This window comes from Vibrio crassostreae (assembly GCF_041439375.1).
GTDB lineage: Bacteria > Pseudomonadota > Gammaproteobacteria > Enterobacterales > Vibrionaceae > Vibrio > Vibrio crassostreae_D.
Genome location: NZ_JBGONY010000010.1, coordinates 19,068 through 33,059, shown reverse-complemented (window position 1 = coordinate 33,059; position 13,992 = coordinate 19,068). Strand labels below are relative to the sequence as shown.

The following is a 13,992-nucleotide window of genomic DNA, read 5'->3' as shown; positions in this document are numbered from 1 at the left end:
AGATCAGAATTTAGATATTGGTAACCATCTTGTCGAAGACTCTCATTTTATGATGCGTTAAACTTCTCACTCCAAAAAATAGTTCAGGGACAAACTATGAGCAGCGTTGTAGAGCAGGAACAATTAATGAATTCGAAGCGAACCGCAACCCCAACTAAGGTGCTGTGTGTTGGGCGTAACTATGTCGATCACATCGAAGAACTCAATAATGCAATCCCAGACTCTATGGTGGTTTTCAATAAGCCGAGCACCAGTGTTACGTCCTCTCTGTCTTCTTTTCATCAAGAAGCCCTGCACTACGAAGCAGAAATCTGCTTCATCGTTAAAAATGGTCAATACTCCGCTGTGGGTTTAGGGTTAGATCTTACCAAACGTGAATTACAAAGTAGCTTAAAAGCGAAAGGCTTACCTTGGGAGCGGGCCAAAGCGTTTGATGGTTCAGCCGTATTTAGTCGCTTTGTTCCAACAGATAACCTAGATATCACAGACTTAAATCTGGAACTGTTTATTAATTGTGTTCGCGTTCAAAAAGGGCACGTAGAGCAGATGCTTTATTCTCCACAAACTATCCTCGAAGAGTTAACCTCTTACACGACTTTGCTTGATGGCGATGTTGTAATGACAGGAACCCCCAAAGGCGTTGGTGAGGTGCATCGAGGTGATATATTCCTTGGTCGTCTAAAGTGTGGTGAAACGACACTGATTGAGATTGAGTGGGTAGCGAGTTAATTAATACTCTATGTTTAGTTAATAAGTTGGTACAAGTGATTAAAGTTGGTTTTTAATTCGAATATACTCCCGCATTACCACTAATTGCATCTGGAAGGGTGTTGGTAATTGATATAAAATTCGCCTCCGTTTTTATCAATGCTGAAACCCATGATCGACTTAACCATTTTACCTGTCTACCTGACTGCCGTTGTTGCACTTCTCCTTTTACCTGGCCCTGATATGTTACTCATCGCGAGCTCAAGTATGAGCTATGGCCGCAAGGTTGGTGTGTTCGCAAGTTTAGGTAACGCGACTTCCGGAATCATCCTGACAGTATTGGCTGCAATGGGTGTTTCAGCATTGATTGCGATGAGCCCAATAGCTTTAAAAGCCCTTCATCTTTTAGGCGGAACCTACTTATTGAAAATGGGGTGGGATTGCCTTCGGACAGAACAGGGGAGCGCGCCTGAGCTAAGCGATAACTTTGCAGCAAAAGCCTACTACCAAAGAGCGCTAATCAGTAACCTGCTTAACCCTAAAGCGTTGGTGTTCTTTGTGATGTTTTTGCCTCAGTTCGTGTCGACGAATATTGAAGCGACTTCCGGTGAGCAGATGCTTGTTCTGGGTTTATTATTGAATGTTCTTGGCCTAACGTTCAACTTTTTGCTGGTGGCTTTAGTGGGTACGATTGGTAAGTCTCTGGTGGAAAATGCTAAGTTTCGCACCTATCAACAAAAAGTGATGGGCGGGGTCTTCATCGTATTGGCGATCTGGATGCTGTCTTCTTTCTTTACGTCGTAAGCTCACAACCAAAACATACTTCCGGGGTTAGTCGCCGAAAAAAATGGACGCTCTAAGCGTCCATTTTTGTTCTTAGCTGTTATACGTTGAACATGTCAATCGTTAAGAATTCAGTTCCTGCTGGTGTTGCTCAATCAGGTTCTCCATGTACTTCTCACCGCGCAGGCGAGTGTCTTCGTACGTTTCTGTCCCTTCAAATCTTGTTACCGTCTCATAATAGACTTTCACTTTTGGCTCAGTGCCCGAAGGTCTTACGATAATGCGTGAGCCATCTTCGAGATGATAGATGAGCACATCACTGGAAGGTAGATTGATCGCTTCGGTATTGCCGCCAATAACAAAGCGCAGAGAAGACTGTAGATCTTCAATCACAGAGATAGCGACACCGTTTATGGCTTTAGGCTGAGCCGAGCGGAGTTTAGAACCAATCGACGGTGAATTTGGGTCTAGGGCAATACTTCGTTGCGCGTTGGTGTGAACCCCATGTTCAAATGAAATCTGAGCAAGGAGATCCCAAACCGTTCGGCCTTGAGATTTTAACTCTTCAACCAATTGAGCAAACACGACGATAGCCGATAGCCCATCCTTATCTCGTACCTGAGTACCAATGGTGTAGCCTAACGCTTCTTCATAGGCGAACAAGAACTCGTTATTCTCATCTTCTAATTGCATGCCAATATTAGCTAACCATTTAAACCCGGTCAGCGTTTGGAAATAAGTCGCACCATGGGACTGAGCCACTTTTTCAAGCAGAGTTGAAGATACGATACTGTTACCAACTAACTGGTTTTTGGTATGCGGCTTTGAGAGTAAATAATGAGCGAATAGCACGCCGACTTGATCGCCCGTTAGCATTTTATAGGAAGCATCATCAGTTCTAGCTGTATCGTCAGTTCTAACCGCAACGGCAAATCGGTCTGCATCTGGATCATTGGCACAAGCGATGTCGGCATCGACACTTTTTGCTAAGTTAACCACGAGATCCATTGCCCCTTTTTCTTCTGGATTCGGGAAGTTCACGGTTGGGAAGTTGCCATCAGGCTCTCTTTGTTCGGCCACACTGAAGACTTTGTGAAATCCAGCATCGTGAAGAAGATCTTCCGCCATTTTTGCTCCCACCCCATGCATTGCTGTGTAGGTGATGGTGGTATTCGCCGATTCAAGAGCGTTATTCACGTACGGACTTTGATTAATAGCAGCACGGTACGTTTGATAATAACCCTCAGTTAACCACACTAGTTTACCTTGCGTTTCGGCATCACTTAGGCTCATTAAAGGGATCGGCTTGGTTGAAGCGACATCGATTTCGCCGGCAATGCCCGCATCGTGAGGGGGAATGATTTGAGCGCCATTCTCCCAGTATACTTTGAACCCATTGTATTCCGGCGGGTTGTGGCTCGCCGTAACAACAACAGCGGCAGCCGCATTGAAATGCTCAATACCAAAAGCAACGATAGGTGTTGCAGCGACATCGGAGGTTAGGTACACCTTAATGCCCAAAGCGGTAAGCACAGAAGCCGTATCAATTGCGAATTGCTTTGAATCTAAACGCCCATCATAACCCACAACGACGCCACGAATCGAGGCATTGGCGACATGTTCAATCAAGTAATGGCCAAGGCCTGTTGCCGTTTCTTGTATCACCAAGCGGTTCATTCTATTTGGACCGCATCCTACTTTGCCTCTTAACCCTGCGGTTCCGAATTCTAATCGTTGAGTAAAGCGGTCTTCTAGTTCGTCGTGCATTCCCTCATCAATGAGGTGCTGAAGCTCTTCACGAGTTCTTGGGTCTGGGTCTCTCGCTAACCAGTTCATTGCATCTTGCATAATCACTAAACCTTTAAATGTCTGTATGACTTACTGTTGGATTTAACTTAATTGATATTGATTATCATTTCCATGAGGACAATCGTAAAACTCGATATAAATTAAATTCCAACGGCAAGAAGGCATGTAGATTAAGCCACTTCAAATAATTGACTGTTTAGTAAGTAAACTTACCTTGAACAATTGGATATCACTAACTAGCCTTTTACATAAATATAACAAAATTTAACAAGTTCGCCGTTTTTGAATCTTTCATGGAAACCTCCAACGCTTTTGAACCGTATTAGTTCTTAGGTTATATGAGGTCAGTAGCCCACTTACAGGCTAATTTCATGTGAGTTGTAGATTGAGATTCGCCTTTTCATGTGTAGCCGGAATAACAATGAATGTTGTCCAGCTCTGAATGACATATATCTCGCAACGACATTTAGGTCGCAAGTATCCAATTAGGAAGGATAAGGAGAGATCTTTTGAAAAGATTACTGGTTAGGCTAGCGTGGCTTTTGAAGAGTTTTGTTGTGCTTTTAGTATCGCCTTTAGTGCACGCAAGCAGTGATTACAACATGACTCAAGGCGTCACTGAGATCAGTGGTAAGGTGTATGAACTTCATATGCTGATCTTCTACATCTGTTGTGCGATTGCCTTTGTTGTTTTTGGTGTGATGTTTTATTCGATTTTGAGGCACAGGAAATCGAAGGGCGCAGTTGCTGCTCATTTTCATGAAAGTACCAAAGTCGAAATCCTCTGGACTATTATCCCTATTATCATCCTTATCGCTATGGCCATACCAGCCACCAAAACCTTGATAGCGATGGAAGATACCTCCCAATCAGACCTGACAGTTAAAATCACTGGATCACAATGGAAATGGCATTACAGCTACTTTGGTGAGGATGTCGAATTCTTCAGCCTTCTAGCGACCAGCGACAAAGAGATTGAAGGCATCGAAATGAAAGGCGCGCATTACCTACTAGAAGTTGATAAGCCACTTGTATTGCCTATTGACCGAAAAGTCCGCTTCTTGATGACTTCCGACGATGTAATTCACTCATGGTGGGTGCCAGCGTTCGCCGTTAAGAAAGATACCATTCCAGGCTTTATCAATGAGGCTTGGACAAAAATCGATGAGCCTGGGGTATATCGCGGGCAATGTGCTGAGCTATGTGGTCGTGCTCATGGTTTCATGCCGATAGTGGTGCATGCCATGGAAGAAGATGAATTTGACGCATGGCTAGCAGAGCAAAAAGAGTTGGCGCTAGCCGAACAACAAGCCGCGAAAGATGCATTAGATGCGTCACTTTCTTTGGAAGAGTTGAATATGATCGGTGAAGAGGTTTACAAAACTCGATGTGCAGTTTGTCATCAAGCTAACGGTGAGGGTATTCCCGGGGCGTTCCCAGCCATTAAAGGGAGCCCTATCGCTCTTGGTGATGTCGATGTTCATATTGACACCATTGTTTATGGTCGTGGCGGCACGGCGATGCAGGCATTCGATAATCAGCTAACCGAGAAAGAGATCGCAGCGGTAGTGACTTATCAACGAAACGCTTGGGGCAATGATACAGGCGATATTGTTCAGGCTTCAGATATTAACGCTTACAAAGTTAAACAAGAAGGCGGAGCCCAAGCACCTGACGAACAGGGCTCATCGGACGAAGCACAAAGTGATGCTAAGGAGCAGCTATGAGTTCACCAATCAATAAGCCGGTGAAATCGGCTCCAGCAGAAGACCAAGCGCTAAGCCATTCTGTGGAAGGTACACTGGGCAATAGTGATTTGCCTGTTGATGATCACGACTCACATGCGGCCCCTAAAGGCTGGGCTCGTTGGCTATATTCAACCAATCATAAAGACATTGGGACACTTTATTTGTGGTTCAGCTTTGCGATGTTCTTAACGGGTGGAGCTATGGCAATGGTGATCCGCGCGGAGCTATTCCAACCGGGGTTACAACTCGTTGAGCCAGACTTCTTCAACCAGATGACCACAGTCCACGGCTTGATCATGGTGTTTGGTGCGGTGATGCCAGCATTTACGGGGTTAGCTAACTGGATGATCCCAATGATGATCGGTGCTCCAGATATGGCTTTGCCGAGAATGAATAACCTCAGCTTCTGGATCTTGCCGTTTGCTTTTCTAATCTTAATAGGGTCTTTGTTTACAGAGGGTGGTGGCCCGAGCTTTGGGTGGACTTTTTATGCGCCACTCTCGACAACTTATGGCCCGGACAGCACTGCACTATTCGTGTTCTCAGTACATATTATGGGGATCAGTTCGATCATGGGGGCGATTAACGTGATCGTAACCATTGTCAATATGAGAGCGCCGGGCATGACTTGGTTCAAGTTACCGATGTTCGTATGGACTTGGTTAATTACCGCTTTCTTACTGATAGCCGTTATGCCGGTGCTGGCCGGTGCGGTCACCATGGTACTGACCGACAAATACTTTGGAACAAGCTTCTTTGATGCCGCTGGTGGTGGTGATCCGGTGATGTTCCAGCACATATTCTGGTTCTTTGGTCACCCCGAAGTGTACATCATGATCTTGCCGTCTTTTGGTATTGTCTCAGCCATCATCCCTGCATTCAGTGGCAAGCGTTTGTTTGGCTACCACTCGATGGTATACGCGACTTGCAGTATCGCATTGCTGTCATTCTTGGTTTGGGCGCATCACATGTTCACCACGGGTATGCCAGTATTTGCCGAATTGTTCTTCATGTATTGCACCATGTTGATCGCTGTGCCGACAGGTGTGAAAGTCTTCAACTGGGTGGCGACCATGTGGCGGGGTGCTTTGACCTTTGAGACGCCAATGCTGTTTGCTATTGCTTTCATTGTTCTGTTTACGATTGGTGGGTTATCCGGATTGATGCTCGCTATCGTACCTGCTGATTTCCAATACCACGATACCTACTTTGTTGTAGCTCATTTCCACTATGTTCTGGTGACAGGTGCTGTGTTCTCAATTATGGCCGCCGCCTATTACTGGCTGCCGAAATGGACTGGGCATATGTACGACCACAAGCTCAGTTTGTGGCATTTCTGGACGTCGGTAATCTCAGTTAATGTACTGTTCTTCCCGATGCACTTTTTAGGGCTAGCGGGCATGCCGCGTCGTATTCCAGATTACGCCATTCAATTTGCTGACGTTAACCAAGTCGTGTCGATTGGTGGTTTTGCCTTTGGGTTGTCTCAGTTGATTTTCTTATGGCTGGCTATTAAGTGCGTAAGAGGCGGAGAGCCTGCACCAAGCAAGCCTTGGGACAGAGCGGAAGGACTTGAGTGGACAGTACCAAGCCCTGCGCCTCACCACACCTTTACTCATCCACCTAAAGTAGATTAGAGGAATGAGCTATGAGTGATAAGCAAAGCGATTCCGATCAAGATAAAAAACAACCAAAGCGCCTATCTAATAAGCGATCGACTAAAAAGCTGACGGGCTACTTGGTGTTGAGTGTGGTTGCGATGTTTGGTTTCGGTTTTGCTTTGGTGCCACTCTACGATGTGATGTGTGACGCTTTAGGTATTAATGGTAAAACCAACACGGTCTCTGCCGTTCAGCCTCAGGGAATGCAACCCGATTACTCTCGTACGGTCCGCGTTGAATTCATGTCACACATCAAGCCAGATATGCCATGGCAGTTTTCGCCTGAAGTTCGAGTGCTAGAGGTTCATCCAGGAGAGGTAGTTCAAACCAATTACATCGCGAAGAATCTATCTGCGAGTTCATTGGTTGGTCAGGCTGTACCATCTGTGTCTCCAGGTATGGGAGCGACCTACTTTAATAAGATGGAGTGCTTTTGTTTTAATCAGCAGCCACTGGACGGGCACAAAAGCGCAGAAATGGGTTTGATATTTTACATTGAGCCAGATATTCCAGAATCGATACATACGCTTACGCTCTCTTATACATTATTCAATATCACGAATGAGGTGGGTGCTGCAGCCAATAAATCTGAGCCTAACGTACTCGCAAGTAATTAGGGATTTACAGAACCAGTATCAACATAAGGAGTTGAGCGATGAGTTCTAAAAAGGAAGTTTATTTCGTTCCGCATCAAAGCCACTGGCCATTAGTGGGGGCGGTAGCACTGTTTCTGGTCGCGGTTGGCGCAGGCTTGACGGTGCAAAACATGGGTAGCGACGCGGCTGGTGGTGTGTTTGGCAAAGCGGTGTTGTTAGTCGGGTTTGCTGTGCTGCTTTACATGCTCGCAGGTTGGTTTAGCAATGTGATCACGGAATCATTAAGTGGTCTCTACTCTGAGCAGATATCTCGTTCGTTTCGACAAGGCATGAGTTGGTTTATCTTTTCCGAAATCATGTTCTTCGGTGCTTTCTTTGGTGCGCTTTTCTATGCTCGCATGATTTCTGTGCCTTGGATTGGTGGGGCGGGCAATAATGAAATGACTCACGAAGTGTTGTGGCCGATGTTCCAATCGATGTGGCCGCTAACAACCACACCTGATGGCGTGACGACACAAGCTATGCCTTGGCAGGGTATCCCTCTTAAGAACACCATTATTCTACTGCTTTCATCCGTGACGTTGCACATGGCGCACCTAAGCCTCGAACAAAATAAGCGCATGGCGTTAATCGTCTGGTTGGAGATCACGATTGTTCTAGCTGGCTTCTTCCTATTTTTCCAAGTTGAAGAGTATCTTCACGCTTATCAAGAGATGGGGCTGACACTTCAATCTGGCATCTATGGCAACACATTCTTCTTACTGACTGGATTCCATGGCTTGCATGTCTGTTTAGGAACCCTCTTTTTGATTGTGTTGCTAGCAAGGGTTGCGAAAGACCACTTCACTCCGAAAGACCATTTTGCGTTCCAAGCGGGCAGTTGGTATTGGCACTTTGTCGATGTGGTTTGGTTAGGTCTGTTTGTGTTTGTGTATGTGCTCTAACTGCTGAGCCTATTGGGAATTAATAGGGGCGAGGGTTGGGAGTTATCACTCCTGCACCTAAAGCCAGTAATAACAGTAACACGACAACAGCTGACCACATCACACGACGACCCAAGAAATGGCTCAGTCTTTTGCCATTGTGTTTGCCCGAGGCGATTTGGATTAGGCCTTTCATCAAGTTGAAAGCGATGAAGAACAGCAAAGCGACCAACACAATTTTAAACAACAACACAAAGGTAGATGACGCCATAGTGATAACTCCAAACCGATTGATTGATGATGAACACAAGTTCCGCAGTAAAGGTTTTTGGATAGCGGTTGTTTTAACTGTGGTTTCAGTCGGCATTTTAATCAAGTTGGGTTTATGGCAGTTAGAGCGAGGTAACGAGAAATTGCGCTATGAACAGCAGCTATCAGAAAGAGCGCAGCAATCGTCTAGGTCGTTGGATACGGTGATCTCTGAATGGAAGGGCTCGCGTACACAAATGCAAGGTGCATCTGAACTGCCGTCTTTAAATGGCTTAAGAGTTGACGTGGAGCTGGAAACACCCAGTGGTTTAGTGGTTTTGTTAGACAACCAGATTAACCAAGGAACGGTAGGCTATGTGATTTACATGTTGGGTGAGGTTCGCTTTGAAGATGACAACAAATCCTTAGTGGCTGAAAAACAGTTATTGATCGATCTTGGGTTCGTTGCAGCGAGCAGTGACAGAAGAGAACTCCCACAACTAGGAAGCATCACACTACCAACCAAAATGTCAGGGCGTTTGTATACACGTTCGGTGAATCCTTTAAGCCATGAGTTAGCTTTAGAAAATACGACACCAAATAGAATCCAAAACCTAAACATAACAGCGTTATCAGAGTACACCGGGCAAGAAGTACTGCCCTTTGTCTTCCAACCTCAGAGTTTAGATTCATGGCCCTATGAAATGTTATGGCGTCCAACGGCGATGAAATCTGAGAAGCACTTTGGTTACTCATTTCAATGGTTTGTAATGGCTGCCGTACTTTTGTTTTTGATGTTGTTGATAGGGTTCCGATATTTTAAGAAAAATAGCCACATGAATAAGAAGTAGGCACTCGAGATTGAAATAGCGACTTAAAGGCAGTGCTTACCACAAGGAAGAAATATGGATAAATCTCAAGCGCAAATGAACCAGGAAAGTACCGAGGCAAACATGGCTGAGCTCAGAAGCCGTCGTACTAAAGGACGCTTGGTATTAATCGGACTCGTTTTAATTTTCGCTTTGCCTGCGATTATCGCCAAAACAGTGTTGGATCAGAATTGGTATACATCAGGTGTCACTAACTCAGGCGAATTGGTAGAACCAAGAATTACACTAGCGGATTTCGGCGTAACGGTACCCATGGCAGGAGAGGGTTGGGTTGTGGGTTATATCGCACCGATGGAGTGCGAAAGCTTGTGTGAACAACAGCTTCATTATTTGAATCAAAGTTACTTGGCGCTAGGGAAAAACAAAGAGCGAGTGACCGCCGTTGTTTTCGTCTCAGAAGGTAACTCGTTGTCGGGTTCGCTCAACAAGCCTGATTTATCTTTGTTAGCAGGTGGTGATCAATTAAGTACTGAGTTTGCACCAGCTTCCATTGTCATAATTGACCCACTCGGGCAATTGGTTATGGAATACAAAAGTGTTTCTGATCCTTCGCAGCTAGTCAGCCAATCTAAAGGCATGATTCATGATCTAAGAAAGCTGCTTAAGCTGTCACGAGTTGGGTAGTTAATCAGCTTAAGTTGATAAGCTTGAGTTGATGAGCTTGAGTTAATGAGCTTTAGCAGATTGCGTTAATGCTGAGTGTTGTTAGCGAAAAGGGAATAAGTATAGGGAGATAAGTGATGCAGAATAAAGCCCCTGATTTACTGATGCTCGTGATGAGATTAACTATCTTGTTAACCCTTACCGTGATTGTTCTCGGTGCTTATACACGCTTGTCTGATGCTGGCCTTGGTTGTCCTGACTGGCCTGGGTGCTATGGAAAGATCACCGTTCCCTCGAATACCCAAGCGGTGAATCAAGCCAATCTGCAATTTCCCGAGCGAGCTCTCGAAGCTGACAAGGCTTGGATAGAGATGATCCATCGCTACTTTGCAGGAACATTAGGGTTGCTTATCTTTGTCGTTGTTGCTTGGTGTATTAAAAAGAACATCACACCAGTCGGTCTTCCATTACTTATCTCGGCTACTGTGATCTTTCAGGCTTTGCTTGGAATGTGGACGGTGACTCTCAAGTTGATGCCCGTTGTGGTTATGGCGCATTTGATGGGGGGCTTCACGTTGCTGTCACTGTTGTGTTTGCTCTACTGTCGTTTGTCTCAATTCCAAAGCCGTTTTGGTGAGGCTACCTATTCTTCACCACTTAAAGTCTCGGCACTATTCGGATTACTCATTGTAATCGGGCAGATACTGCTCGGTGGCTGGACATCGTCAAACTATGCCGCTTTGGTGTGTACTCAATTACCGATTTGTGAAGGTAACTGGATGAGCTTCCTCGACTTCAAAAATGCGTTCGATTTTGCTCAACATGGACACGATAACTATGAGTTTGGTGTGTTGGAATATCCCGCAAGGCTTACCATCCATGTCATGCACCGGTTCGGGGCTATTGTGGCGACGTTAATGGTGCTGATGATCGTGTACCAGCTATGGAAATTTGGCCAAGTGCCTCACCAAAAGCTGAGCGTGATTGTCGCATTAGTATTGTTTACTCAAATCAGCCTTGGGATCAGTAATGTATGGTTTCACTTGCCAATTTCAGTCGCGGTTTTGCATAACCTAGTCGCAGCGATGTTGCTCATCAGCATGGTTGTAACCAATTTTGTGGTGTGGCAACGCAAACCGAGTGAAAGCTTGGTGAAGAATAGTGTATTACAAGGAGGTAATCATGGTCAGTAGAACGTCAACACAGTATGAAGTGGTGGCTCAAGACGCAGCCTTAACTCATAAGATAGCAGCCAACAATGACACAGCTTTAAGTAACGAAATGGCTGCAAAAAACAAAGCCACTTGGAAAGTTTATTTAATACTGACCAAGCCTAAAGTGGTGGCTTTGATGCTGCTAACTGCATTGGTTGGAATGTGTTTGGCTGTGCCGAATGGATTGCCTTTGCAACAAACTCTGTTCGGAATGATTGGGATAGGGTTAATGGCAGGTTCAGCCGCTGCATTTAACCATTTGATCGATAAAAAGATCGACGGCCAGATGACTCGAACAAATCGACGACCTTTACCATCCGGTGAACTGAGTAGTGCGCGCGTGTTCAGCTTTGCCGCGGGTATTGGCTTACTTGGTTTCGTCACGCTTGTGGTGTGGGTCAATCAACTCACCGCTTGGTTAACCTTTGCAAGCTTGTTGGGTTACGCAGTGATTTATACCATGTATCTGAAGCGAGCGACGCCACAAAACATCGTGATAGCAGGGATCGCTGGTGCAATGCCTCCGCTGTTGGGCTGGACGGCAGTTACTAATGAGCTTCATTCAAACGCTTGGTTATTGGTGATGATCATATTTATTTGGACCCCTCCGCACTTCTGGGCGCTGGCAATTCATCGTCGTGACGAGTATGCCAAAGTGAACATCCCCATGCTGCCTGTGACCCACGGAATCGAATACACCAAGACTTCTATTTTTCTCTATACCTTGTTGCTTAGCATCGTGTGTATATTGCCTGTATTGGTCGGCATGAGCAGCTGGATATATCTGAGCGCTTCATTGGTACTCAACGGTGGGTTTGTTTATCACGCTTGGGTACTTAAGTATCGTGATGAGCCCAATATGGCAATGAAGACCTTTAAGTTCTCCATCTATCATCTCATGATCTTGTTTGTGGCTCTGTTGGCAGACCACTATCTACTTTGATAACCGCATTTCTGCTGTTGCTGAATAAGAAAACGGATGCTCTGGGCATCCGTTTTTGTTTGGCTAATTACACAAGCTCACATACTTGAAGGTAAGTAACTCGCTAACAATTAGTCCACTTTGTTCCAAGCATCTTGCCAGTGTGAACCGACACCTGGTTCGTACTGAGTTGCTGTTGGAGCCCATTGAACACAGTAACCAGAGTATGGGAACTCTTTACACTGATAAACACCACCATCGCTGCTCAGAACCTTTGTTCCTGCAGTATAAGATTCAATGCTTTCTGGGAACACGAAGTCGTAATCGCCCGCTGGTGGCGGTGTTTGCTCGTCCATTAGATGGAAATCAAGTGTGTTCTGATCCACTAAGTTGCCTTGGTCATCTTTCGTCACAACCACAAGCATGTGGTGGCCAGCTTCAGACTTAGAAAGAGTCAGTTGAACATCTTCAACTTGTCCATCTGTTAGATCTGATTTCTGAGAGGCAAGTGCTTCACGGTGGTGGTTGTACACGGTAAGCTCAGCTTGGATATCGCCTGTTGCCGCTAACGTAAGATCAAGCTGAGTAGGTTGGCTCTCATCGATAATGTACTCTGATTCTAAGCCCGTGACTTCTAGCTCATGCTCGGGTTCTGGAGTATCAATCTTGTAGCCGATTTCTACACTGTTAAAGCCAGAGCCTGCTTTTAGATAAACAGGGTTAGTGCCGTAAACGGGTGCGAAATCGCCTTGGTCGTTCAATTGGCCTGCTTTGATTTGCGTCTGCTCTTGGTTGATCTTAGAGGCAAGTGCGTAAGACCAGTTATTGGCTTTGCCTTGATCAGAACTTTCAATCACAAGCTCTGTGCTGTATGAAGCGTTCTCACCAGATTGGTCAAATACACGCGTATAAACAGCGTCACCAACATTCAGGTCTTGTGTCGGGTTGATTTGACCACCTTGATCCCAATCAGGAATGATAGGGCCGTCGCCATCAAATTTCACGTCGATAACGTTGTAGAAAGCCGCAGCAGTGTCACCTACATCCCATACCGCAAGGATCACTTGATAACCTTCGCGTTCTGGTACATTACACAAGTGACTGACTTGCATCGGTGGTTGTTCCATATTGCCTTCAACAACACAGAATGGCGTTAAGTCAAAAGAGCTGCGAGCCAAAGGCTGGTTTGGATTCCAGTCTGGTTGAGTAATGTAATATTTCCAATCGCGAGTCTTGTGGTTAGCTGTGAACGTCCATTCAAAGTACTGAGAACCAGACTTGATAGGGCGTTTAACCCAGCGATCTGCTTTTTGCTCGTCTAGTGCTGCTGCTAAAGAAGATTGCGCACTGGCGATTTTCCCATCAGCAGGGCCGACTTCAGGAAAGCCTTCAGGGCCTTCCACACTTTGTGGCTCGTATTGGATACCACCACAGTTGGTGTTTTTCTCTTGCGTATCACTCGCGGGGAACTTACATAGAGCAACACGGCTCTCAGCAACGCCATTGTTGTATGCAGAGACATAACCGTGACCGAAGCTTGCACCGCTTACGCTAAGTAGCGATAGTGCGATGAGTGATTTTTTTGGGAGTTGTTTCATTATTTGTCCTTACTGTATTTGGCCGACAAAAAAGAGAACACTCCGGCATGCATTTACACTTAAATCCTATTAAGTGGCGGCCCCGCTATCATAGACAGAATATTTGTCGACAGACCGGTGGCTTTGCGTCCTATTCTTTCAAATAGTTTGCCAGAAGTGCGTTTGAGCAAACGAAATGTAGCCAACCAGTTTTATAAATGCGAATCAATCGATTGAAATGTGGAATGCCAATCTCGAACTTTTAATTCTTAATACAAATTAACTTGCTATATATTTCTTAAGTTAATG

General features: G+C 45.4%; 13 protein-coding genes and 1 riboswitch. Of the genes, 10 read left to right on the top strand and 3 right to left on the bottom strand.

Translation table 11 applies throughout. The features are described from left to right. Window positions 1-96: 96 nt before the first annotated feature. Both ACED45_RS06570 and ACED45_RS06565 read left to right on the top strand, forming a co-directional pair. A complete protein-coding gene (locus tag ACED45_RS06570) occupies window positions 97-729 on the top strand; it encodes a fumarylacetoacetate hydrolase family protein (RefSeq protein WP_146490054.1) in 633 nt (210 codons plus the stop codon). Between the two features lie 150 nt (window positions 730-879). Continuing rightward, entirely contained in the window at window positions 880-1,512 is a 633-nt protein-coding gene (locus ACED45_RS06565; RefSeq protein WP_146490055.1) for a LysE family translocator, read from the top strand. Between the two features lie 102 nt (window positions 1,513-1,614). On the opposite strand, the gene ACED45_RS06560 is transcribed toward ACED45_RS06565, so the two are convergent. After that, a complete protein-coding gene (locus ACED45_RS06560) occupies window positions 1,615-3,339 on the bottom strand; it encodes a phospho-sugar mutase (protein WP_371713558.1) in 1,725 nt (574 codons plus the stop codon). Between the two features lie 470 nt (window positions 3,340-3,809). Here ACED45_RS06560 and coxB point away from each other — a divergent pair, with 470 nt between their 5' ends. Genes coxB through ACED45_RS06540 form a run of 4 tightly spaced genes read left to right on the top strand, consistent with a single transcriptional unit; the run spans window position 3,810 to window position 8,249 of the window. Further along, complete coding sequence (gene coxB / locus ACED45_RS06555) at window positions 3,810-5,027, top strand: cytochrome c oxidase subunit II (RefSeq protein ID WP_371713557.1); 1,218 nt, start codon at window positions 3,810-3,812, stop codon at window positions 5,025-5,027. Beyond that, window positions 5,024-6,685: a cytochrome c oxidase subunit I gene (ctaD, locus tag ACED45_RS06550; RefSeq protein ID WP_371713556.1), complete on the top strand. Its 1,662-nt coding sequence runs from the start codon at window positions 5,024-5,026 to the stop codon at window positions 6,683-6,685. Before coxB ends, ctaD begins: the two co-directional genes overlap by 4 nt. Window positions 6,686-6,696: 11 nt before the next feature. After that, complete coding sequence (locus tag ACED45_RS06545; protein WP_371713555.1) at window positions 6,697-7,326, top strand: cytochrome c oxidase assembly protein; 630 nt, start codon at window positions 6,697-6,699, stop codon at window positions 7,324-7,326. Between the two features lie 38 nt (window positions 7,327-7,364). After that, on the top strand, window positions 7,365-8,249 hold the full coding sequence (locus ACED45_RS06540) for a cytochrome c oxidase subunit 3 (RefSeq protein ID WP_371713554.1): 885 nt from the start codon (window positions 7,365-7,367) through the stop codon (window positions 8,247-8,249). A 19-nt stretch (window positions 8,250-8,268) separates the two neighbouring features. Here the strand turns inward: ACED45_RS06540 and ACED45_RS06535 are convergent, their stop codons facing one another. Then, entirely contained in the window at window positions 8,269-8,499 is a 231-nt protein-coding gene (locus ACED45_RS06535; RefSeq protein ID WP_371713553.1) for a DUF2909 family protein, read from the bottom strand. On the opposite strand from ACED45_RS06535, the gene ACED45_RS06530 reads away from it, so the two are divergent. The 4 genes from ACED45_RS06530 (at window position 8,438) to cyoE (ending at window position 12,127) form a co-directional block, all read left to right on the top strand. Beyond that, window positions 8,438-9,328 carry an SURF1 family protein gene (locus ACED45_RS06530; RefSeq protein WP_371713552.1) on the top strand — a complete coding sequence of 297 codons (891 nt, stop codon included), beginning with the start codon at window positions 8,438-8,440 and terminating at the stop codon, window positions 9,326-9,328. The two genes, ACED45_RS06535 and ACED45_RS06530, sit on opposite strands and share 62 nt — an antisense overlap. Window positions 9,329-9,382: 54 nt before the next feature. After that, complete coding sequence (locus ACED45_RS06525; protein ID WP_371713551.1) at window positions 9,383-9,991, top strand: hypothetical protein; 609 nt, start codon at window positions 9,383-9,385, stop codon at window positions 9,989-9,991. A 116-nt stretch (window positions 9,992-10,107) separates the two neighbouring features. Then, window positions 10,108-11,163, top strand: coding sequence for a COX15/CtaA family protein (locus tag ACED45_RS06520; protein ID WP_371713550.1), 1,056 nt, complete (start codon window positions 10,108-10,110; stop codon window positions 11,161-11,163). After that, window positions 11,153-12,127, top strand: coding sequence for a heme o synthase (gene cyoE, locus ACED45_RS06515; protein WP_371713549.1), 975 nt, complete (start codon window positions 11,153-11,155; stop codon window positions 12,125-12,127). The genes ACED45_RS06520 and cyoE overlap by 11 nt, the downstream gene beginning before the upstream one ends. A 110-nt stretch (window positions 12,128-12,237) precedes the next feature. Here the strand turns inward: cyoE and gbpA are convergent, their stop codons facing one another. Next, a complete protein-coding gene (gene gbpA, locus ACED45_RS06510) occupies window positions 12,238-13,704 on the bottom strand; it encodes an N-acetylglucosamine-binding protein GbpA (protein ID WP_371713548.1) in 1,467 nt (488 codons plus the stop codon). A 72-nt stretch (window positions 13,705-13,776) separates the two neighbouring features. Then, a riboswitch (cyclic di-GMP riboswitch) is annotated at window positions 13,777-13,866 on the bottom strand. Window positions 13,867-13,992: the final 126 nt, after the last annotated feature.